The following is a 21,846-nucleotide window of genomic DNA, read 5'->3' as shown; positions in this document are numbered from 1 at the left end:
GCTCGACCTGGAACTTGTGCGACGTCATGGTCGGGTTTCCCGCTCAAAAGCGACCTGAGCAGTAGGAACTAACATAGGTTAGTTTCGTTCCCCGGCTTATGATGAACAATTATTCAGATGACATTCCTGTGGTTCTGCTTGTCGAGGACGAACTCCTCGTGCGGATGGCAGCGGCCGGCGACTTGGAGGAGGCTGGCTTTCATGTACTGGAAGCCGCCAATGCCGACGTGGCTCTCGCGGTTTTGGAGGCCTGCTCTGACACAGTCCAGGTGCTTTTCACAGACATCGACATGCCAGGCTCCATGAATGGCCTCGATCTGGCCGAAAGCGTTCAGCAGCGTTGGCCACACATTTCCCTGTTGATCTCCTCCGCCTATCACAAACTGCATCCCGGGCAGATCCCGGATGAAGGACGATTCGTGCCCAAGCCTTATTCCAGCGAGGATGTGGTCCAGCACATCCGCGAACTCGTGACCAGCCATTGAGGCACACTCGACTAATGGGCTTGCGGGCGCGGCTTCATCCAGGGTCGGACAGGCATGGTCACAATCCCCTGTAGCTGACGGTAATTCCCACTTTGAAGTCTCGCGTCCTGCCTGGCGGGATCAGAACAATGCCTGGCTTGGCGGAAAACTCACCGTCAAAGTCTTCTGGATCTGCATGACCCTGCCAGGGTTCAATACAGATGAAACCGGCTCCAGGCTTGGTCCAGATGCCCAGATGCGGCATATCTGGGAAATCAATGCGGATCGAGCCACCATTCGGCGCCCCATAGATGACGGACTTGCTCACCAAACGGTCAAAAACGAGGGCATCTGCCTCGAAATGGCTGTCACGCAATGAAAGCGTTTGCCCGCTCACGGGGCTCGTCTCGACATCCCGGCTGATTAGGCCATCGACGGGCCGGCGGATCGGGGCTGTTTCTTCGCACTCGAAGCGGATGGCGTGTGCCTCCCTCAGTGCCCCAAACGGTAGCGGCCAACGAAAGGCCGGGTGGAAGCCGAAGGAAGCTGGCATGTTGGTGGGGCCAGTATTGGTGATCGACGCCGTGATGGTGAGTTTCGCCCCGTCAACCTCATAGGAAACATCGAGCCGGAAGGGGAATGGATACTGCTTAAGCGTGGTCTCGTCGGAACAGAGGCGAAAGCGGCATTGGGACGGACCAGCCCCATCGATCTGAAAGCGGGAGAGGCGTGCAAAACCGTGCTTTGGCAGTGCATATTCTGCCCCGTCCACTCGGAATCGGTCGCCTCTCACACGGCCGACGATAGGAAAGAGCAGTGGCGAGCGTCCGGTCCAGAAGGCAGGATCGCCGTCCCACAGAAGATCTCGGCCCTGCTCGTCCTGAAGCCGCACAAGCTCAGCACCCTTCTCGGACACCTCGGCTCGAAGACATGGGCTCGAAATGGTAACGCTCATTCGGTCAACTCCTTGCCTAAGGGGCTGAACTTAGCATGAAGCGTCCGTTAGAGCCCATCCGAGCGCGAAGGTATCGACACATTTCAGTGAGTGCCGGGTGGAGCCGTGTTCTCAGTTCTGAGGATGAATGTGCAGCTTCGACCAGGCGCGGTAAGGACCGAGTCGGGTCGTTCTGATCAAAGGCTCTCTTGGCTGGAAGCTCTAGCATAGAACGAGGACTAGTGCAGGAGCATGCCTCATTACGACCATCCAGAGCGCACCTCACACGTTCAGAGTGTCAGCCATGACGACCTTTCCATAGATCGTGCTAGCCGCTCAACAGCTTCGCGTTTCTTTCAAGGCGAGGCTTGATGAGCATTGTGTTCCAGCGCGTCAGAAGCTCTGGGATTTGTGAGGCTGCCATCGGTTTCGCATAAAGATAACCTTGGGCATGATCGCATCCCAGCTCACGCAGACGCCGGGCCTGACCGTGCGTTTCGACGCCTTCGGCAGTCACGTGGAGCTGCAGGCTCCTACCAAGACTGATAACGGCCACTATGATTGCCTCATCATCGGAGTCCTTCTCCAGATCTCGTACGAAGCTACGATCGATCTTGATGTGATCGACGGGAAACTGTTTCAGGTGAGTCAGCGAGGCATAGCCGGTGCCGAAGTCGTCGAGGGCAATCTGGACACCATGGGCGCGGAACTGCGAGAGAGCTGAGGAGACGTTGTTAGAGTTCTTTCCGAGAAGGACAGTCTCCGTAACTTCGATCTCGAAAAGCGTCGGCGGAACTTTGAGCCAGTCAAGTGTTCTCAAGAAGCTGTCCACGAGCGCCGATTGGCCGAACTCGGCTGGAGACAGATTGAGTGCAATACTGCCGAAAGGAAGGTCCTGGTCCATCCATTGGCGTACATCTGCTGCGATCTTCGAGATCAGGACTTTGCCGATGGAGATTGCTGCCTCATGATCTTCAAAGACAGCTCCGAAGTAACTGGGGGTTAGAATACCTTCGGTCGGATGCTGCCAGCGCGCCAGTGCTTCGAGGCCAACAATCTCCCCTGTCGTCAGACTTACCTTCGGTTGATAAAATGGAATGATCTGATCATTAGCGACGGCGTCGCGTATCCCTCGTCCCAGGGAAACGCGCTGCTCGATAGCTCGTCGCATCTCCGGCGAGTAGGTAATGACCCGGTTGCGACCCTGCGACTTCGCTTGGTACATCGCGATGTCCGCGTCCTTCACCAACTCTGCCGACGTTCCATCGTGGTCCGGGAAGGCGGCGATGCCGATGCTTACCCGGCTGACGAGGGTTCGCTTCTGGTAAGTGAAGGGCTGACGCAGCATCTCTGAAATCAAGCCGCCCAAGCGCGTGGAATTCTCGAGCTTGAGGGGCTCAACGACGAGCACTGCGAACTCGTCTCCGCCGATCCGGGCCACGGTATCGCAACTGCGGACCATGGCGGAGAGACGACGGGCTGTCTCCTGCAGCAGAGCATCGCCTGCGTCATGCCCGAGAGTATCGTTGATGTCCTTGAAGTCATCCAAATCGATCAGCAACAGGCTTACGCTCGTACCGCTTTGCTTGGCTGCAGTGAGTGCTGCCTCAAGTCGATGCTGGAAGAGATTGCGATTGGGAAGACCCGTCAGACCATCATGATTGGCCGAGCGCCAGATTTCCTCCTCCGCCTCCTTCTGCTCGCTGATGTCGAACGTCACTCCCACGATCCGATCGATTCCGGCCTTTTCGGCTCGCGCTCGCAGCCATCGAACCTCGCCGCTGGGCATGACATAGCGGCATTCCATCGCGTCAGAGCCGCTGACCTGTATCTGTTGAAGGAAATCATCCACCTTCTGGCGATCGTCCGGGTAGATGCCTGTCATGAACGTTTTGTCAGTTCCAGGCTTGATGCCGAGAAGCGCCAAGGAGTTATCGGACCGTGTCGTGACCCCTGTCTGCGGATTGAACTCCCAAGCGATCATATGAGCGGCCTTCAAGGCAAGCTTCAGGCGTTCTTCACTCTCGCTCAGAGCCTGCTCGGACTGCTTGCGTTCGTGAATATCCATGGCAATGCCGAACCATTGTTCAACCTTGCCTTGCTCGTTCTTGAGCGGCTGACCTCGGATGATGAACCAGCGATGCACACCGTCGGAAGCGCGGCGTAGCGGCACTTCCAATTCAAACGAGCTATCCTTTGCAAGAACTTCCTTCCAGCGCTCAAGAATCTGCTCGCGGTGGAGGGGGTCGACAACGGTAAGCCACCCCTTGTTACCTGTGTCGGGGCGCAGTCCCGTGTACTCATACCAGACATCGTTGCAGTAAGTGAACTCGCCGTCCGGAGCGCTGAACCAGACCACCTGTGGCGAGGTAAACGATAGGGGCAGGACGTCGACAAGCGTACGGAGACGGTTCTCGCTTTTGCGCAGGCTCTGTTCCGTCTGCCGAAATTGAGTAATATCACGGGAGATGCACAGAAAGCCCTGAGGAACTCCATCCCGAGTCAGGATGGGGGTAACGACTACGTCCCACCACTTCTGTAATCCTGACGCTGCTGCGCCGAATCCTTGAAAACGTCCGATTCCGCCGTTCTTGGCGTTATCGATCGCTTCCTGCGCCTCCCTGTCGGTACTGCTCCAGTAATCTGTCCATTCACAACCCTCGACGGTCCCAAAATCCGCGATATTCATTGCGCGCAGGCCGCCCCGACTCATGAATCGGAGGCGGCCCTCAAGGTCGAAGACTGTGATGCAATCATCGGAGCTCTCCAGTAGGCATCGCGTAAGTTCTTCGCGCTCTGCTGCCGTTCTGTTGGCGAGCTTCAATTCGAGCTGGCACACGACCGCTTTAGCGAGGGCTGCCAGGGCCTCCTCTTGTTTCACAGTCAATCCTTGAGGGCGAGCTTCACGGTCGAGCACACACAGCACACCGAGCGGCAAACCGTCTTTCGTCTTCAATGGTGCTCCGGCATAGAAAGACAAGTTCGGATATTCCACGATGAACGGGTGGTTTCGAAACCGGGAGTCGGCCGCCATATCGGGAACAATGAACACTTCAGTCTGAAGGATCGCATGGTTGCAAATCGAATCTTCGCGGGGTGTCTCCGAGACCTCTAGGCCGATCTTCGCCTTGAGCCATTGCCTATGCTCATCCAAGAAGGAGATGAATGCGAACGGCGTGTCGCAGATCTGTGCCGCAATCTTTGCAATTCTATCGAATTCAAGCGCCGGCTCGATATCCAAAATGTCATGTCTCTGAAAAGCAGTGATGCGATCGATTTCCTTCCATGGAGGCAGGTTGCTATGTCTGGAACATTCTACCATTCGAAAACTGCCCGTTCGGAAGCCTCTGAGACGCTCAGAACATGTCGGAGTTTAACCGACACAGCGGAATGGCATCATGCCTCGAGCATAACTCGATCCGCCGCTCACAAAATACTCGGGCTAGCAACCGGTAAGATGGCAACGCGCCATGCCCATCCAAGAGAAGGGCCGGGTCAAATTGGTGACTAACGTATCATCTGCACTGAACTGAAATACACTCAGTTCAAGAAGTAGCTTTCTCTTCAGAACAAGGTCAAGGAGCACTGAAATCCTTCGATGAGTTATAGTTAATAAACTTCGCAATCACGTATCGAAGCAATCTTCGAAAGTGTGTTGCCTCCGGCTGGTTAATAACAGTTCACGTTCGTGCGTGACACTCAAAGGAAGCTCATGAACGGAGGCATGCTTCACGCAATCTTCGTCGGATACAAATCGTGCAAGGCTGATCGTGCAACCATAAACCTAACCCTATGGGCTTGGGCCGACAGATAGCCTTCGTTATCCCGTTCGGGGAGTGGTGAGATTCGCCCGGACTGATCCTATTCCCGAAAGCAAGCACGGTGGCGAATAGGTGCTTTTACGTAGCGCAAATCTGCGGATACTACGTAGTAATTGAGTTTCGACCTGGCGCGACAGACGGAAACTTACGCAACTCTGAAACATCGATGTTGAAAAAACGCGTGCTTTGTCAAATTGTTGGAGTTGCCATCCAAGGGTGTTCATGTCCGCTGAATAAGCGAGAACTCCGTTTAACGGCTGTTTAAGGTTCGTTAAAAGGCATTAACCATGATGCTGTAGGCGCTCCCATTATTTACGTATTGTCCGTGAACAGGACAAAATATACTTATTGGACATCGCCGATGAACGCGAACGGGTTGAGTAAATAAGTCGCGAAGGGCGAGAAGAAGTATGTAAAACGCACTTAATTACTAAGGCGGGGCAGAAGAAAATGTATATCGTCGTCGATGACCGGCAGATGGTAACGTCCGGATATGTTGCGAGCTTTAAGCGTGAAGGCATATCCTCCCTGGGCTTGTATGCGAATGAATTTAACGAATGGCTGGAATCGGCATCCGATGCTGATCTCGAGGCCGTTCAGGGTTTCGTCCTGGGCACCTTCGAAGAGCGGGTTCACTCTGCCGAAAGCATTCGCCGCTATTCGAAGGCACCCATCATTGCCTTGAGTGATGTTCGTTCTCTTGAAGAGACGTTGGAACTCTTCACGGCTAAATTCGACGATGTCGTCCGCAAACCTGTGCATGTGCGCGAAATCCTCGCCCGGTCGGAAGCCGTCTGGCGGCGGGTCAATGCGAATGCCGGCAAGAAGACCCAGAACGACACTGACAGGCTTAAGGTCTTCTTCGATGGTCGCGACCCAGAAATCGACGGCATGCCTTTGGCGCTTCCGCGCCGTGAGCGGCACATTCTTGAATACTTGGTCCGCAAGAGAGGTCATCGTTTGACTAAAAAGCAGATCTTTGACGCTGTCTATGGAATCTATAGCGACGATGTCGAGGATAGTGTCGTCGAAGGACATATCAGTAAGCTGCGTAAGAAGCTCCGGCAGCGCCTTGGCTATGATCCTATCGATGCCAAGCGCTACATCGGTTACTCTTACGTCGGCGCGGCTTCCTAAGCTTTAGAATAAGCCGACCTATACAAAGCGGGTCTTGAAGCGAAAGTAGTCACGCGTCTTTCGTAGTAATCTAAAACAATGAACAATCACCCGCGAAGGATAAGACCTTCGCGGGTGATTGTTCATTTGCAGGCTGCAGTGGCGTGATCAGCGGGCCCGAGACGAGAGTTCTGGGTTCGAACCTGACATTGGGCGAACCAAATGGGCGGAAGCGAGGACGTCAGTGCATGATAGCGGTAGGTCCCTTGTCCATACCGGATCCCGGGCAATCACTGGATGTAATGGAAGGGTCTCCAGCGGCACTCAATTTTCAACGTGAAATAAAAATTGAGTTCACCCACGTTGTTAACTTTATTGCAGGAAACGGAGATTTATTATTCCTCAACGTCATGATCGAGGTTGAAGCGATAGGGGAGGCACTCTGGATCATTGTTCCCGGCTTGCAGAGGTCGCCCAATGATCCCAGTCGCACCTCAACAAAAATACCAAAGGATCTGACGCGGTGAACAAAGCGTATCGGGGCGGGACATGATAATAAAAGAGCTGCAGATCTCAACGCTGAGACAGTCAAGGTCGGGCTGGACACTTCTCGCGTCCTGAGTGCGGATCAAGATGCCGCCTTCTGATTTCCCAAGCATGGACATGAGGTTCAGCGCTTTATTGCCGGCGTGAAGGCCGCAAGATTCATCCTTCTTGAGGGGCTTGATGATCTGTGCCCGTCAGTTCACGTAGTAAGAGTTGAGACACGGCAATGGACGACCTTCTTCTTGAATTTCTAACCGAGACCAACGAGCATCTCGAAACGGTCGACGTGGAGATGGTCCGCTTCGAGCAAGATCCTAACAACGAAGCCATCCTCAGCAATATCTTCCGTCTGGTTCATACCATCAAAGGAACCTGCGGTTTTCTTGGGCTGCCACGTCTGGAGGCTCTTGCTCATGCGGCCGAAACGCTCATGGGTAAGTTCCGCGACGGTATGCCGGTGACCACTCCTGCCGTCTCGTTGATCCTTGCAACTCTTGATCGGATCAAGGAAATCTTGGGTGAGCTTGAGCGCCAAGGCTCGGAACCGGAAGGCACAGACAGCGATCTCATCGAGATGCTGGACAAGATGGCGTCACAGGAAGCGCCAGCTCCTGAACCTGTACCCACTCCAGTATCGCCACAACCGTCCGGGCAGTTAGTCTATCAGGCACTGGAACGCGAGCTGAAGCCGGGAGAAGTGTCATTGGACGAGCTTGAGCGGGCTTTCCAACAGGCTCCGGGACCGGAGAGGGCCTCGACTTCCGGCAGTCTAACATATCAGGTGCTTGAGCGGGCCTTAAAGCCAGGCGAGGTTTCGCTCGATGAGCTTGAGCGCGCCTTTCGGGAGGCTCCAGGCCCAGTCCCCCTCGTCATTGAAAAGCCTGCTGCAAGCGCTGCAAAGGCTGAGTCTGCGATTCCTGCTACGACACAAGCGCCCAAAAAAGCTGCCGAGTCTTCGGATTCAGCCGAAGGTGGTGAGGGCATTGCCGGGAAAGTGCAAACCATTCGGGTGAATGTCGATACGCTTGAGCACCTGATGACCATGGTTTCGGAACTCGTTCTGACCCGGAACCAACTGCTTGAGATTGCCCGAAGGAGCTCTGAGGACCACGGCTACAAAGTTCCACTGCAACGCCTGTCACAGGTGACGGCTGAGTTGCAGGACGGCGTCATGAAGACCCGGATGCAGCCCATCGGCAATGCCTGGCAGAAACTCCCGCGTGTTGTTCGCGACCTCTCGAACGAGCTTTCGAAGAAGATTGAGCTTGTGATGCAGGGCGCTGACACCGAGCTCGATCGGCAGGTGCTGGAGGTCATCAAAGATCCGCTCACCCATATGGTCCGCAATTCAGCCGACCATGGCATCGAGGGCCCGGCGGACCGCAAGGCTGCCGGAAAGCCCGAGAAGGGAACGATCCGTCTCAACGCCTATCATGAGGGTGGATCGATCACTATTGAGATCGCCGATGACGGCAAGGGACTAAATTTCGCTGCTATTCGGAAGAAGGCCGTCGAAAGAGGGATCGCAGGCGACGCTGAAGTCGAGCGCATGAGCGATGCTCAGGTGGCCAAGTTCATCTTTCATCCTGGTTTCTCGACTGCCGCGAAGGTGACCTCGGTGTCGGGCCGTGGCGTCGGCATGGACGTCGTCAAGACGAACATCGAGCTGATTGGCGGCACGGTCGATATTCGCTCCGAGCAGGGGCGTGGAACAACATTCACGATCAAGATCCCGCTGACGCTGGCTATCGTCGCGGCGCTTATCGTGGCCTCGAAGGATCAGCGCTTCGCAATTCCCCAGGTCGCTGTCTCCGAGCTCGTAAGGGTATCGCCGTCATCGGAGCATTCTATTGAACGCATCAACGGGACTCCAATCCTCCGTCTACGAGATCGCCTGCTTCCAATTGTTCCCCTTTCGAAGGTCATGGGCCTTTCCGGGAATGAGGACGCTAACAGCGGCTTCGTCGTTGTGACGCAGGTTGCGCATCAGCGCTTCGGTATCCTCGTTGATGGTGTCTTCCATACTGAGGAGATCGTCGTTAAGCCGATGTCGTCCAAGCTGCGGCATATTCAGCTCTTCTCCGGCAACACGATCTTGGGCGATGGAGCTGTAGTGCTGATCATCGATCCTAACGGGCTTGCCCGGATGGTCGGCTCAGGTGCCGACAGCAACGAGTTCCAGAGCGATGCAAGCCTTGAGCAGACGATCGCGGCAGCAGAAGAAATGACAAGTCTGCTCGTCTTCCGTGGCGGTGGGGAAAGTCTGAAAGCCGTTCCGCTTTCCCTCGTGACCCGACTTGAGGAAATCGAAGCTTCTACCATCGAATGGTCGAGCGGAAGGCCTGTCGTCCAATATCGCGGGCGCTTGATGCCGCTTGTATCCTGCGACGAGGAGCTTGCGATCAAGCGGCAAGGCATGCAATCCCTGCTGGTGTTCTCCGACGGTGAGGTCTCCATGGGATTGGCGGTCGCCGAGATCGTGGATATCGTCGAGGACAAACTCGATGTCGAACTGCTTGCGGAGCGCTCAGATCTGGTTGGATCGGCGGTCGTTCGCGGGCGCACAACCGAAATCGTCAACATTGCGCATTACCTCCCCATGGTCCTCGAGACCTGGGCTCGTAAGGATCGACGTGGCGGGCCGGACAAGTCACTGCTCCTGGTCGATAGTTCGACCTTCTTCCGGGACATGCTTGTTCCAGTCCTCAAGGCTTCAGGCTACCGCGTTCAAACTGCATCGACGGCACAAGAGGCAGTTCGCATCCTGTCGAATGGATTACAGATCGATGTGATCGTGACGGATCTGGAGCTCTCGGGCCATTCAGGATTCGCACTTGTCGCCTCCCTGCGAGCCGATCCGCATCACAGCGCAACACCTGTTATCGGACTGACCGTCAAGCCTGACGCGCAGCAGATCGCCTTGGCGCGGAAATTGCGGATTTCCGAAATTGTATCGAAGATCGACCGACGAGGTCTGCTCTCGGCACTGGCTGAGCTCAACGGATCGCTTGAAGAGGCTGCATAACAATGAAACTGATCGAACCGATCACCTCCGGTGCCACGAAGGCGACCTCCAAGCAGATGGAGTTCGTAACGGTCACGGTTGCAGGGCAACTGCTTGGGCTACCGATTAGCCGGGTCCATGATGTCTTCGTCGTTAGTGAGATGACGACCGTGCCATTGGCACCAGGAGAGATCGCGGGCCTTTTGAATCTGCGCGGCCGTGTCGTCACTGCCGTATCGCTTCGCCGGCGCCTAGGCTTAGGTGACTCGACCGGCGGAGAACGGCGCATGGCTGTTGGACTCGAAAACCATGGAGAGGCCTATGGCCTGCTTGTCGATGAAGTAGGAGAGGTGCTTAAGCTCGACTCAGACGAGATGCAGCCTAACCCTGTCCACATGGATCGAGGCTGGGTCGGCCTCTCGCAAGGGGTGCATCAGTTACACGACAAACTTCTGATCGTCCTTGACGTCGATGCTGTTCTGGCGTTCGGAGCCGAGCGGGAAGCTGCTTGAAGATTTTCGAAAACCTATCCCAACATCTGGCTTGCTGAGGGTATAACACCGTGAGTCTTGATCTTTCTACTCCTGTCCTTGTCGTCGATGATTATCAGACGATGGTCAGGATTCTCCGCAATCTTCTTAAGCAGATCGGTTTCAATGACGTGGACGATGCCTCCGACGGACAGGCGGCGTTGGAGAAGCTGAGGGCGAAGAAGTACGGGCTCGTAATTTCGGATTGGAACATGGCTCCCATGACGGGCTTCGAATTGCTGCAACAGGTGCGGTCTGACGCCGAACTGGGTTCTCTGCCATTTATCATGGTTACTGCCGAGGCAAAGACTGAGAATGTCGTTGCAGCCAAAAAGGCCGGCGTTAACAACTACATTGTCAAGCCGTTCAATGCGGAAACGCTACGGACGAAGATCAGCGCTGTGTTCGCCGGATAAGTGATTTCGAGCAAGACCATGAAGCCACGTAAAAGCTATCGTATCGAAGCGAGTATGGACGCACTCTCGAATGATGAGGGATCCCATGAGCGGCATTCCGAAATCATGGGCATGCTTAGTATGATCAAGGAATCGATCGTACCGGCGCGCGATATCTCAGCCTCACTGCTTGAAGAGCACCGGCGAGATATGCAGGAGGCTCTTCGCCTGAAGGTGGAACTCGATTCCATCTACGAAGCCATTGCAAGGACCAAAAGGGAAATTGCGACTCTTCGCTACGCCGGGGCTCAAGGGCAAGAAATTAACAGGGTGACTGATGAACTCGGTGCGATCGTTCTCGGCACCGAAACGGCGACCAACTCAATTCTTGCGGCTGCTGAGAAGATTGATGATCTATCCAGCAATTTGTCTTCGCGTTTAACAGGTGGAGATCAGGAAATTGCCAGAGAAATTCTGGATCATGTGATCAGCATTTTCGAAGCCTGCAATTTCCAAGACATCACGGGACAGCGCATCAGCAAGGTCGTTAATGCGATGAGGTTCGTCGAAGAGCGGGTCCATCACATGATTGACATCTGGGGAGGCTTAGAGAGCTTCAAGGATGTCGAGACTATAGACGACTCAAGACGTCAAGGCGATGCGGCCCTCCTGAACGGCCCTTCTCTTGCGACTGATAAGGGCGTAACATCTCAGGACGATATCGACGCGCTTTTCGGCTAGTTGGGGCTATGTTCGTCAGATGGCACCCGGATCGTCATGGTTCGGGTGCCGCCCTTCGTGCCATTGAATGCCTGAGAAAGCCGTCCGGGGAGATGTCGCCGTTTTAGGCCCTGCAGCATCATGCCAGCAGCTTCTGAACCTCTTTCTCCACCAGCAGGTGCGATATTCGCCGAAACCCTTGCTCGCTGGCGGAAAGAATTATCCCTCCGCACACGTCACCTGAACTGGAGAACCTGTACGTTAGGACATTGGCAGGTCGAATTCCTCCTGACGGATGAGAAACGAAGCCCTGCAGAGAGCCTGGGCTGTTATGGCAGCCGTTGTGAATTGTCATGCCGCTATATTGGCCCGATATCATATGTGGGATGATTCGCAGCCGGCTCTTATTGCGAAAGCCGATCGCAAGATTGGAATTCGCCAATGCGACCGCTACATTCTCTTCGAAGTGAAGGTGCCCGTCGAACGAGATTGAAGCTTCGGAGCTTCCGAACCGATCGAAAATGGCAACCGTGTCAAGATTGTCCAAGCATATGAAAGTTCGAATGTGCTTGTAATTTGGGCCGTACACATTCGTTCCAATGCGAATGATGCTCGCGTTGTTGAGCGATGCTCGTGCCTCAATCCACCCGCAACCAGAGGATTGCTCCCGGCCTTGCGGGATTGCGACGTTATGAGCTCTCGAAGAGGTTAAATAGTGTCGAGCTGATCCGGTGTCATGGAGACTTGAGCCGCCCGGATCCGTGATCCAGTGGACGCCTCGTGCCGAATAGACAAAGGATGAGCAATCAAAGTGGCCGTTCTCGTGACGCTGCTCACCGAATGATGCACATAGATAGCTCCAGTGCGGCGTATGATCATAAATCCTGAAGGCGGCGATTCCATCTCCTTCGGAGACAAACGTCCGTGATCCTGTCGGATAGGATAGCTCTTCAGCCAGGTTCTGGTCTGACAGTAGAGATCGCCCATATCCGGAGATCAACCGGCGTAGCCAGGATGCATGGTGGTAGCCGCGAAGCACGTCCCCGAAAGGAGGAAGCATGCCAGCAGGATCCGTAACTCCAACGATAGTCGTAAGGCTAACCTTCAGTCGTGCATCAAGGTGTTCTCGAAACTCTCCGGCCTCTGGCATGTCCTTCAGGTCGTGCGCCAGGAGCAGTCCGGTAGATAGGATCTCAAGTCTGTAATGGACGGATTGCTCGACAAAGGAGCCGTCATGGCCGATCAGTTGATCAAATCCACTGCGAAGCTGGGCAAGGGCTACGGCTTTCCAATATGAAGCTAAGGGAAAGACGGGAACTGCACGTGAAATAGCAAGCAGTGCGCATGCCGCGCGCAGCTGATTGGCAGACGGCGAGAAGATGTTCTGACTTAAGATCTCTGCGAGTGCAAAGCCATACTTTATAACTTCGGCAAAGAGCTTTTGCTGACGCTCGTTACCCTTCGCACGTTTCGAGGTTGAGCCGAAGGCCACCAGGTACAGCAAGACCTCGGCCCGTGTGGCCATAGACGAGGGATAGGTGCTTAAAGGATCCCGAGGCTGTCCCCACGGATTGGACTGCACCCAAGACAAAGCGAGATCCGCTGCCCTCGCAAAGCCGTCGGTGCCTGACCTTCTTGCGAGATCAAGAAGCCACGAAAGCGATTGAAATTCCAAGCGCCAAGCTGGAGACCTATATGGGTCTTCCGTCCACTCCAAAGCTTCGGGGATGGGCCATGGCTCAAGCCCGCAAAGAACTAACCGGTGATCGACAATGACTGACGCTTCGCCGTTTTGGATAGTCCTGAGACGGTCGTGGAATGTGAACAGCGATCCGAGGGTCTCCCGATCTATAAATTGGTCGATCGGACTCCCACGCGCTTTGAGAGCGGCAGAGCTTGGTAGGCATCCGAGCCGATTGCAAACCTCTTCCAAGAAACTGAGCTGAGCGGCGTGCTCTTCACCGAGAAGATTCTCAAGCAGGAGGTCTTCCCCTATGGCAACTTCAAGGGGAGTTACTAGACTGATTGAAGCCTCATCTCTCCAAGCTTGAAAACCGAGTTCCACCGCTGCTGCTTGCGGAGGAGGTATTAGTTCGAGCGTGAAGCGCCTTGTCTGCCGGTGGACTGGAATGTCGATGAAAGCGCCTACCTCGGGAGAGATTTGAACTTCCTCGTAGGGTGGCGTTAGTTCCTTGCCTTGCCTATCCCGGAAGACGACACGGACCAAGGCCCCGTCGCCCTCTGAGCCACGATTGATGAGTTGACCTCGTACGACAAGCGGATGGCCCGGGACGATCCCGTAGTTCTGCCAGCGCGGCGTCGTGCTCAGATCCCACCACGTACGACGTGAGGCTGGTGCCATCGGCTGACCGACCTGTAAGCGAGGATGAGCCGTCTGGTCGTCCGTTAGCGATTGAACGGGTTGGAAAACCCTGAGATTGCTGATCGCGAACGGATGCGAATTGCGCCAGCTACGTATTGTGACGGTCAGGTGCTTTGCCGGAAGCGGAATGAAAAAAGCAAACTGCACTCGGTTTGCATGCGATGGATCGTCGTTTCGATCATAGAAAGCCGGCCCAGCTATGTAGTAGCTATGAGGATCGATCTGGCTTCTCGACAAACCTGGAACGTATGCGAAGTCGATACTTGATCCGTCTTCTGTCAGAAAATCGATACCTACGGATGCAAAGTCATGGACTTTGCGAGCCTTCTCCTCCTGATTCCAGGCGATATCGAAGCAAAGTTCGCACCATGTATCGCCGGAAACATCCTTGATGTCATAGATGGCACGAGACCAGCGATTGTTGTTTGCAACGACGTGCGTGTCCCCTGTAAGACTTTGCGAATCTTCCGCGGCCTGATCGCGAGGAGTTGGAAGGATGCGTCGAATTTCAGGCATGCAGATACCAAAGCCTCTTCGAGAAAGTTCACCGGATGAGAGTGCTTCGAATACTGTCAAATCAGGTCCAAGCCGCAGAACAACTCATGATGAGAGAGCTCGCGCTTTGAGCTGAGACCTGGCTATGAGTAGCATTGCCTCAAGACTCCGGTATTCATTTCGGCAAACTCGCTTAGTTGCCGGTTGCGACCTCAAGAAACAAGGCCATTCGGATGAGTTCGGAAAGGCTTTTTGCTTCCATCTTTGACATCACATTGGAGCGATGAATCTCCACCGTACGGATGCTGATGTTCAACTCATGGGCAATCATCTTGTTGGCTTTTCCGGCGACAAGGCCGTCGAGTACCTGCCGCTCTCGTTGAGATAGCGACTGCAGACGCGCTTGCGTCCGAAGAAGTTCTTGGTTCTTACGAACGCTCTTCTCGTCGCACACCAATGCAAAGCGGACGACTTCCAGGAACCGATCTTCCCGAAATGGCTTTTCCAGGAAGTCGATCGCTCCCGCTTTCATGGCTTCAACAGCGAGAGGAATATCGGCATGACCAGTCATGACGACAACCGGAACATTGAGTCCACGCGCGTGAAGACGACGAATGAACTCAAGGCCGTCGACACCAGGCATGCGCACATCTGTAACGATACAGCATCTGCCAGGATCTTGGACTTCGTCGAGAAATGCTTTCGCTGATTCGTAGAGGCGAACGTTCAGGCCAGCCGATACCAGCAGAAACGAAAGAGCTTTTCGCACTCCAACGTCATCATCCACCACATACACGATCGGCGTGTTCGACACTGGCCATGTCCTCCTTATCGACAGTTCTAAGAGTGAAATGGAAGATTGTTCCCTCACCTGGGTTCGATTCCGCCCAGATCTTGCCGCCGTGCGATTCGATAATCGTCCGGCTGATGGAGAGGCCGACCCCCATGCCACTCTGTTTCGTGGTCGTAAACGGCTTAAACAGGTTCTTCAAGATCTCGGGCGGGATCCCCGATCCGGTATCCTGTACGCTGATCTGAACAAGGGATTCAGACTGTATGGCTCTGGCCCTGATCGTCAGCCCGCGCAGGCTCACGTCCTGCATCGCCTCTATGGCATTGCGAATGAGATTGAGCAGTACTTGTTGGATTTGAACACGGTTCACAAAGACTAAAGGGTTTTCTGAAGGGAAGTCGAACTCAACCTTGACTTCTTTCTCCTTGGCCCCAACCAAAGCCAAGGCGCTGGCCTCCTCGACGAGTCGCTGCAACCCCTCGATCTGGTGCTCGCTGCCCCCACGAGCTACGAATTCGCGCAACTGCCGTATGACCTCACCAGCGCGCAAAGCCTCCTCGGCGGCCTCGTTGACCGCATGCCGGACGAGGGCGACCTTCTCGCCCTCTACATCACCTAGAAGCATTCCGCAGCCTTTGAGGTAGCTGGTGATCGCGGTCAGGGGCTGGTTGATTTCGTGGGCCAGGGTTGATCCCATCTCACCTAAAGCCGTGAAGCGGGACATATAGGCAAGCTCGGACTGCAGCTCCTGCATCCGTGTTTCTGTCCTCTGGCGTTCGGTCAGGTCACGAATGAAGGCTGTAAAGAAGCGCTCACCATCGGATTCCATCTCGCCGACCTGAACTTCCATAGGAAAGGTCGATCCGTCCTTGCGTTGAGCAACGGCCACACGGCCGCTGCCGATGATGCGGCGCTCCCCCGTTTCGCGATAGCGGCGGATATAACCATCATGCTGCTCTCTATACGGCAGAGGCATCAGGAATTTGACATTGGTTCCTATAACTTCTTCCGGGAGATAGCCAAACATTCGCACGGCCGTGGCACTGAAGGAACGGATAATGCCACCCTCATCGGCAACGACCATGGCATCCGGAACGGTCTCAAGAATGGACCTCAGATGCGCCTCTCTCGTGCGTAGACGCTCTTCGCTGGAGCGTAGGGCATTCTCTGCGAGCTTGCGCTCCGTGATGTCCTGGATCGTTCCAATCTTGCGAACGGGCCGGCTACTTTCATCGACCATCGTGCGGCCGATCGCAGTGACCCAGCGCTCGTGCCCGGTGTCGGCACGGATAACCCGGAACGTACCACTATAAGTCAAGCTAGCGCCAGGTTCATCGGTATAGAATGTCCTTTCAATACGCTCGCGATCGTCAGGATGAACACAGCTGAGGACAATCTCTCGAGTGATTTCCGCGTTTGGCGGCAAGCCTAAGATCTGGCGGGCTTCCGGTGTCCACTGCCGACGACCGGTTACAAGGTCCTGGTCCCAGATTCCCAGAGCCGTCGTTTCAATTGCAAGGCGCAGGCGTTCCTCGCTGCTGCGAAGCTTCATTTCCGCCAGTCGTTGGTTGTGAATGTCGGTGACTGTGCCCACCCATTCCACCACAGCCCCATCTTCGTTCAGAAGGGGGACGGCTCTCGTCAGCACCCATCGGTACCTGCCGTCCGAGCGCCGGACGCGATACTCAAAAATGCACGGTTCGTCTGAGGTCCGAACAGCTTGCCACTGAGTGAGCAGCTTGTCGCGGTCATCAGGATGAACGGCCTCCAGGAACCCGTAGCCGGTGTATTCTCCCTTGGCTTGACCGCTGAATGCCTCCCATCCCCAGACCTTCGTGATAGAACCGTCCGTCGACGCGCGCCAGACAATGGCGGCGCTTGCCTCGATCAACGCGCGATACTGCTCTTCGCTTTGACGAAGCCGCTCGGCCGCTGACTTCTGTTCGTGGATATCCGCGACTGTACCGACCCATTCCTGCACCACGCCGTCAGGATCCCGAAGAGGAACCGCTCTCGTCAGGACCCAGCGGTACTCGCCATTGGATTGGCTAATGCGATACTCGATTGTGCCGGCTTCTTCGGATGCAAGTGTCTCTAGCCAAGCCGATGTTACCCGCGCCCGATCATCCGGGTGGACGTTCTCCAGCCAGGCATATTCTTTGAAATCGTTCAGGAACTGGTTGTGTGGAATTCCCCACCCCGACGCGCCATCAATGATCGAGCCGTTTGGTGAAGCTCGCCAGACCACCGCTGCGCTCGCTTCTATCAAGGCCCTGTAACGCTCTTCCTGCGTTCTCAATGCGGCTTCTGCGGCCATGAAGCGACTGACATCGCGCGATGTTAGAACAAAGTTGCATATATTTCCGGATTCATCCTGGATGATATCGATCGTCACCCGGCAAAGAAGATAAACACCTGTCTTGGTCGTGCAGCGAGTCTGATCGGCATAGTGGCCCAGCTGTTCGGCGAGTCTCAGGCCCTGAAGTGATTTGTCTCGACCTGCCGAGTCCGGTGGGTAAAGGAGCGAGAAGTGCCGTCCAAGAACTTCATCAGTTTCCCAACCATAGATGTGCTCGGCACCGCGACTCCATGATACAATATTTCCGCTCTCATCAAGCGTGATCAGTGCGAAATCACGAATCGAGTTAAGAACGCGACTAGGATCAACGGACCACCGTGTCTCTCGACCTGATCGTACGTCGAATCGGTTTGTAAACGCAGAAGTATGAGTCATTCACCCCCCAACCCATGTGCTGCGTCGCCTGCAGGATCTTCGCTTATCGGCGAAGAATCACCTTAACTAACAATAGAGATATGCCCGTTCGGCAATAAAAGTCACTGATGCGAATGCATGAACGTGGTCGGATCAGCAATCGAAAATTCAACCGAGATGACTGCAATATTGTCGCGCCAGAGGCTGATCTAGGATCATTCAAGAGATATAACGTATCAGTAAGGTGCAGGCACCATTTTGCTTCGGTGCTGTTTCGCAAAGCGGTTCAGCTGCCGCAGGTCCCCAGCCTACCACGTTGTTCCCAAAACTTTTTCAGGCAGACAGGTCAGCCTCGGGCAAGGTTGGAGGGTTAAACGCCTCTTTACCATCTTCGCCTGGAGACCCCCTGTGACGGCACCTGTCTATTTGTTCGATCTGGCATCGCGACAGGCCCAGTGGCTCGCCGCTCGCCAAACGACAATTTCCGGAAACGTCGCCAATGCCAACACCCCTGGCTACCGCGCCAGGGATGTCGAACCTTTCGCCGACGTTTTGGATAAGACTAAGCTGAACATGGCTGCAACGAATGCCAGCCATATCGGCTTTACTCCGTCCAAAGCCGAAGCAAGCAAGGTTAAGAAAGCTGACAGCTGGGATACGGTGTATTCCAAGAATTCCGTCAGCCTTGAGCAGGAACTGATCAAGGCCGGTGAGGTCAACCGGCAGCATTCATTGAACACAAGCATCGTCAAATCCTTCCATCGGATGCTGATGTCGAGCGTGAGGACTTCGTGATGATCGATCCCTTAGTTGCATCCAGCAAGTTGTCTAGCTCCGGTCTGGAGGCGCAATCTGCCCGTCTTCGGGTTATTTCGGAGAACGTCGCAAACGCGCAGTCGACAGGCCGCACGCCGGGCTCAGATCCATATACCCGTAAGACAATCACGTTCAAATCTGAACTCGACCGCACGCTCGGAGCAGCATCAGTCGCTGTCAAGGATGTCGGGCAGGATGATTCTGCGTTTCCGGTTGAATACGACCCCGGCAATCCGGCTGCAGACGAAAACGGCATGGTGAAAAAGCCGAACGTGAACATGCTGATCGAAATGGCAGATATGCGCGAAGCCAATCGATCTTATCAGGCGAACCTGCAGATGATGAAGCAGGCCAGAGCCATGATCTCTGCAACAATTGATCTCATGAGAGGCTGATATGGTCGGCGCAGTTTCTTCAATCTCTTCGATGATTGATCGCCCTGCGGCAGTCGCAGCGATCCCTACATTCGGAACTTCGCCGGCTGCAGGAGCTGTATCCGGCGCGACCCAGGCAAGCTTCAGCGACATGATGGCTCAAGTAGCCACCTCGGCAGTCGATACTATGAAGGCAGGCGAAGCGGCGTCGATTGCTGGAATTCAAGGCAAGGCTTCGGTGCAGCAGGTCGTCGAAGCAGTCATGTCCGCGGAACAGACGCTTCAGACAGCCATTGCAATCCGTGACAAGGTGGTCGCGGCTTACCAAGAAATCGCTCGGATGGCGATTTAAGGAGATCCAAATGAGAGCGCTCGCGATCGCTGCGACAGGCATGAATGCACAGCAGCTAAACGTCGAAGTTATTGCAAACAACATCTCAAACGTGAACACCACGGCCTTCAAGGGAGCGCGGGCGGAATTCACGGACCTGCTTTATCAAACTGAGCGGTCCCAAGCCATTCCCAACCAAGCAGGCTCAAGCCCCGTTCCTGAAGGCGCCATGCTGGGTCTTGGGGTGAAAACGGCGGCTATCCGGAATCTACATCGGCAGGGATCGCTGACGAATACGTCTAACCAGTTTGATCTCGCCTTGAATGGCCGCGGTTGGTTTCAAGTCAACGCTCCGAGCGGCGAAATCGTTTATACTCGTGCGGGATCCTTCAACAAGAACGGCGACGGGCAGCTTGTCACTCTTGATGGCTACACGCTGAACCCTCCAATCATCATCCCGCCAAACACGCTCGACGTCACGATCAACGAATCCGGCGAGGTGTTCGCCAAAGTCGACGGCCAGGCTCAGCCTCAGAATCTCGGCCAATTGACGCTCGCGAATTTTGCCAACGATGCTGGCCTGGAACCGATCGGCAGCAACTATTACCGCGAGACGTTAGCGTCCGGTGCGCCGGCAGTTGGTATTCCGTCCGATCCTGGGTATGGCAAAATCCATCAGGGTTATCTTGAGGCATCTAATGTCGATCCGATCAAGGAAATCACGAACCTGATTTCGGCTCAGCGCGCCTTCGAAATGAACTCAAAAGTGATCCAGGCCGCCGACGATATGGCAGGAACCGTTTCCAAGGGCATCCGCTAAGGCTGAACGCCGGGTGATAGTCTCATGAAGCAGATCTTTCATATTGCGCTTATGGCGGTCGCCCTGGCTTCGGTCGCACCTCACCTTGCCACCGCCGAAGAGCGCATTCTTCCGGTGCCTTCGGTTACGATTTACCCCGGCGACACAATCAGCCAATCCATGCTCAAGGATCGGACATTCCCGGAAAACTACCGCTTCCGAACGGCTGTCGTCGAGTCTCCTCGGGTGCTTGCCGGAAAGATGGCACGCCGGACCCTCCTGCCTGGGGAGCCAATTCCGATGAATGCCGTAGACGATCCGAAGCTCGTAACGCGGGGTGTTCAGACGCAGATCATGTTTGAGGAAGGAGGGTTATCGATCATGGGAGTTGGCATTCCGCTCCAATCCGGGACGCTCGGCGAGACCATCCAGGTCAAGAATGTCGACAGCGGCCGGATTATCACAGGCAGAGTCCAGCCCGACGGACGGATCCGGATCGGATTTTGATGATGTTTCGCACGATCCTTTTCCTGCTCGCATTTCTGGCCCCCTTCCAGAGCCATGCTGCAACACGCATAAAGGACGTCGCCGCCGTCCAAGGTGTGCGCGACAACCAACTCATAGGCTATGGACTTGTCATGGGTCTGCAGGGAACGGGCGACACGCTTCGCAATTCCCAGTTCACCGAACAGTCCCTGCAATCAATGCTTGACCGCATGGGTGTCAATGTCCGTGACATCAACCTGCGCACCCGCAACGTTGCGGCCGTCATCGTAACTGCCGACCTTCCCCCTTTCGTAGGTGCAGGATCCCGCATCGACGTGACGGTTACATCCATGGGCGATGCGACATCCCTTAAAGGAGGCACTCTGATGCTCACCGCTCTTCAAGGCGGCGATGGGCAGGTCTATGCGGTCGCGCAGGGAGCCATTGCCGTATCCGGCTTTTCTGCACAGGGTCAGGCGGAGACCCTCACTTCAGGAGTTGCTACCGCAGGACGCATCCCCAACGGAGCTCTCATTGAACGGGAAGTCCAAGGCGGATTCAACGCTGTGGGCCCGCTGGCATTCGAGCTCAAGAATCCCGATTACAAGACCGCAACCCTAATTACGGATGCGATTAACCAGTATGCCCAGCAGCGCTATGGCGTTCGTGTCGCATCCCCACGCGATTTCAGGACCGTCGTCTTGCAGAGGCCGAAGAATGTTGCGGCGACACGATTCATTGCCGAACTGGGCGACCTTGAGATCAGGCCGGACACGCCGGCCCGGATCGTGGTGGATCAACGGACTGGAACAGTCGTGATCGGAAAGAATGTCCAAATTTCCACGGTGGCGATCACGCATGGGGCTCTGACAATTCGTGTGACAGAAACACCTGAGGTGTCTCAGCCCGATCCGTTTTCCATGGGACAGACCGTTGTCGTTCCACGCACCCAGATCACGGCCGCAGAGGAGAGGGTGCCGCTTGCGATCGTTAGGGGGGCGGACCTGCAGACGCTCGTCAAGGGCTTGAACCAGATGGGCCTCAAGCCGTCCGATGTCATCTCCATTCTTCAGGCCGTCAAAACGGCTGGAGCACTTCAGGCAGAACTGGTGATCCAATGACCGGA

18 protein-coding genes are annotated in these 21,846 nt (G+C 55.2%); 13 read left to right on the top strand and 5 right to left on the bottom strand.

Translation table 11 applies throughout. The annotated features are described in order from the left end of the window. Positions 1 to 98: 98 nt before the first annotated feature. Positions 99 to 485 (top strand): response regulator, encoded by a 387-nt coding sequence (locus VB672_RS15185; RefSeq protein ID WP_329785034.1) that lies wholly within the window; start codon positions 99 to 101, stop codon positions 483 to 485. 58 nt (positions 486 to 543) lie between these two features. Here VB672_RS15185 and VB672_RS15180 read toward each other — a convergent pair whose 3' ends face one another. Together VB672_RS15180 and VB672_RS15175 are read right to left on the bottom strand one after the other, a co-directional pair. Further along, the gene (locus VB672_RS15180; RefSeq protein ID WP_329785033.1) at positions 544 to 1,419 is read right to left on the bottom strand and encodes an aldose 1-epimerase family protein; all 876 of its coding nucleotides are present in this window, start codon (positions 1,417 to 1,419) and stop codon (positions 544 to 546) included. A gap of 307 nt (positions 1,420 to 1,726) precedes the next feature. Continuing rightward, positions 1,727 to 4,639 carry a bifunctional diguanylate cyclase/phosphodiesterase gene (locus tag VB672_RS15175; RefSeq protein WP_329785032.1) on the bottom strand — a complete coding sequence of 971 codons (2,913 nt, stop codon included), beginning with the start codon at positions 4,637 to 4,639 and terminating at the stop codon, positions 1,727 to 1,729. Positions 4,640 to 5,669: 1,030 nt separating this feature from the next. On the opposite strand from VB672_RS15175, the gene VB672_RS15170 reads away from it, so the two are divergent. From VB672_RS15170 to VB672_RS15145, 6 genes are all read left to right on the top strand, one after another. Then, on the top strand, positions 5,670 to 6,356 hold the full coding sequence (locus VB672_RS15170; RefSeq protein ID WP_329785031.1) for a response regulator transcription factor: 687 nt from the start codon (positions 5,670 to 5,672) through the stop codon (positions 6,354 to 6,356). Between the two features lie 227 nt (positions 6,357 to 6,583). After that, positions 6,584 to 6,862: a hypothetical protein gene (locus VB672_RS15165; protein ID WP_329785030.1), complete on the top strand. Its 279-nt coding sequence runs from the start codon at positions 6,584 to 6,586 to the stop codon at positions 6,860 to 6,862. Positions 6,863 to 7,107: 245 nt separating this feature from the next. Beyond that, on the top strand, positions 7,108 to 9,906 hold the full coding sequence (locus tag VB672_RS15160; RefSeq protein ID WP_329785029.1) for a hybrid sensor histidine kinase/response regulator: 2,799 nt from the start codon (positions 7,108 to 7,110) through the stop codon (positions 9,904 to 9,906). 2 nt (positions 9,907 to 9,908) lie between these two features. Beyond that, the gene (locus tag VB672_RS15155) at positions 9,909 to 10,397 is read left to right on the top strand and encodes a chemotaxis protein CheW (protein WP_329785028.1); all 489 of its coding nucleotides are present in this window, start codon (positions 9,909 to 9,911) and stop codon (positions 10,395 to 10,397) included. Between the two features lie 50 nt (positions 10,398 to 10,447). Beyond that, on the top strand, positions 10,448 to 10,831 hold the full coding sequence (locus VB672_RS15150) for a response regulator (protein WP_329785027.1): 384 nt from the start codon (positions 10,448 to 10,450) through the stop codon (positions 10,829 to 10,831). Positions 10,832 to 10,849: 18 nt separating this feature from the next. After that, complete coding sequence (locus tag VB672_RS15145; RefSeq protein WP_329785026.1) at positions 10,850 to 11,551, top strand: protein phosphatase CheZ; 702 nt, start codon at positions 10,850 to 10,852, stop codon at positions 11,549 to 11,551. Between the two features lie 118 nt (positions 11,552 to 11,669). On the opposite strand, the gene VB672_RS15140 is transcribed toward VB672_RS15145, so the two are convergent. The 3 genes from VB672_RS15140 to VB672_RS22630 form a co-directional block, all read right to left on the bottom strand. Next, positions 11,670 to 14,429, bottom strand: a complete 2,760-nt coding sequence (locus VB672_RS15140) for a heparinase II/III domain-containing protein (RefSeq protein WP_329785025.1) — start codon at positions 14,427 to 14,429, stop codon at positions 11,670 to 11,672. 172 nt (positions 14,430 to 14,601) lie between these two features. Beyond that, complete coding sequence (gene fixJ / locus VB672_RS15135; protein WP_329785024.1) at positions 14,602 to 15,222, bottom strand: response regulator FixJ; 621 nt, start codon at positions 15,220 to 15,222, stop codon at positions 14,602 to 14,604. Continuing rightward, positions 15,188 to 17,935, bottom strand: coding sequence for a PAS domain-containing sensor histidine kinase (locus VB672_RS22630; RefSeq protein WP_442932058.1), 2,748 nt, complete (start codon positions 17,933 to 17,935; stop codon positions 15,188 to 15,190). Before VB672_RS22630 ends, fixJ begins: the two co-directional genes overlap by 35 nt. 387 nt (positions 17,936 to 18,322) lie before the next feature. On the opposite strand from VB672_RS22630, the gene flgB reads away from it, so the two are divergent. From flgB to flgI, 6 genes are read left to right on the top strand one after another with little or no spacing between them, the layout of a single operon-like run. Further along, entirely contained in the window at positions 18,323 to 18,709 is a 387-nt protein-coding gene (gene flgB / locus VB672_RS15120) for a flagellar basal body rod protein FlgB (protein ID WP_329785023.1), read from the top strand. Then, complete coding sequence (gene flgC / locus VB672_RS15115; RefSeq protein WP_329785102.1) at positions 18,709 to 19,125, top strand: flagellar basal body rod protein FlgC; 417 nt, start codon at positions 18,709 to 18,711, stop codon at positions 19,123 to 19,125. The genes flgB and flgC overlap by 1 nt, the downstream gene beginning before the upstream one ends. A 1-nt stretch (position 19,126) precedes the next feature. After that, a complete protein-coding gene (locus tag VB672_RS15110) occupies positions 19,127 to 19,456 on the top strand; it encodes a flagellar hook-basal body complex protein FliE (protein WP_329785022.1) in 330 nt (109 codons plus the stop codon). Between the two features lie 10 nt (positions 19,457 to 19,466). Beyond that, positions 19,467 to 20,255: a flagellar basal-body rod protein FlgG gene (flgG, locus tag VB672_RS15105; RefSeq protein ID WP_329785021.1), complete on the top strand. Its 789-nt coding sequence runs from the start codon at positions 19,467 to 19,469 to the stop codon at positions 20,253 to 20,255. A 51-nt stretch (positions 20,256 to 20,306) separates the two neighbouring features. Next, positions 20,307 to 20,741, top strand: a complete 435-nt coding sequence (gene flgA, locus VB672_RS15100; protein WP_329785020.1) for a flagellar basal body P-ring formation chaperone FlgA — start codon at positions 20,307 to 20,309, stop codon at positions 20,739 to 20,741. Continuing rightward, positions 20,741 to 21,841, top strand: a complete 1,101-nt coding sequence (gene flgI, locus VB672_RS15095; RefSeq protein ID WP_442932057.1) for a flagellar basal body P-ring protein FlgI — start codon at positions 20,741 to 20,743, stop codon at positions 21,839 to 21,841. Before flgA ends, flgI begins: the two co-directional genes overlap by 1 nt. Positions 21,842 to 21,846 lie beyond the last annotated feature (5 nt).

The sequence above is a fragment of the Microvirga sp. CF3016 genome, assembly GCF_036314085.1.
Taxonomy (GTDB): domain Bacteria; phylum Pseudomonadota; class Alphaproteobacteria; order Rhizobiales; family Beijerinckiaceae; genus Microvirga.
Note: the sequence above shows the minus strand (reverse complement) of the source record. Positions and strands in the feature narration are given on the sequence as shown.

What these genes read in the sequence shown, in the direction of transcription:
- flgG (WP_329785021.1), top strand. Translation starts at nt 19,467, where the DNA reads ATGAGAGCGCTCGCGATCGCTGCGACAGGCATGAATGCACAGCAGCTA.
- flgI (WP_442932057.1), top strand. Translation starts at nt 20,741, where the DNA reads ATGATGTTTCGCACGATCCTTTTCCTGCTCGCATTTCTGGCCCCCTTC.
- VB672_RS15185 (WP_329785034.1), top strand. Translation starts at nt 99, where the DNA reads ATGATGAACAATTATTCAGATGACATTCCTGTGGTTCTGCTTGTCGAG.
- VB672_RS22630 (WP_442932058.1), bottom strand. Translation starts at nt 17,935, where the DNA reads ATGACTCATACTTCTGCGTTTACAAACCGATTCGACGTACGATCAGGT.
- VB672_RS15165 (WP_329785030.1), top strand. Translation starts at nt 6,584, where the DNA reads ATGATAGCGGTAGGTCCCTTGTCCATACCGGATCCCGGGCAATCACTG.
- flgC (WP_329785102.1), top strand. Translation starts at nt 18,709, where the DNA reads ATGATCGATCCCTTAGTTGCATCCAGCAAGTTGTCTAGCTCCGGTCTG.
- flgA (WP_329785020.1), top strand. Translation starts at nt 20,307, where the DNA reads ATGGCGGTCGCCCTGGCTTCGGTCGCACCTCACCTTGCCACCGCCGAA.
- VB672_RS15170 (WP_329785031.1), top strand. Translation starts at nt 5,670, where the DNA reads ATGTATATCGTCGTCGATGACCGGCAGATGGTAACGTCCGGATATGTT.
- VB672_RS15180 (WP_329785033.1), bottom strand. Translation starts at nt 1,419, where the DNA reads ATGAGCGTTACCATTTCGAGCCCATGTCTTCGAGCCGAGGTGTCCGAG.
- VB672_RS15110 (WP_329785022.1), top strand. Translation starts at nt 19,127, where the DNA reads ATGGTCGGCGCAGTTTCTTCAATCTCTTCGATGATTGATCGCCCTGCG.
- VB672_RS15160 (WP_329785029.1), top strand. Translation starts at nt 7,108, where the DNA reads ATGGACGACCTTCTTCTTGAATTTCTAACCGAGACCAACGAGCATCTC.
- VB672_RS15145 (WP_329785026.1), top strand. Translation starts at nt 10,850, where the DNA reads ATGAAGCCACGTAAAAGCTATCGTATCGAAGCGAGTATGGACGCACTC.
- VB672_RS15155 (WP_329785028.1), top strand. Translation starts at nt 9,909, where the DNA reads ATGAAACTGATCGAACCGATCACCTCCGGTGCCACGAAGGCGACCTCC.
- VB672_RS15140 (WP_329785025.1), bottom strand. Translation starts at nt 14,429, where the DNA reads ATGCCTGAAATTCGACGCATCCTTCCAACTCCTCGCGATCAGGCCGCG.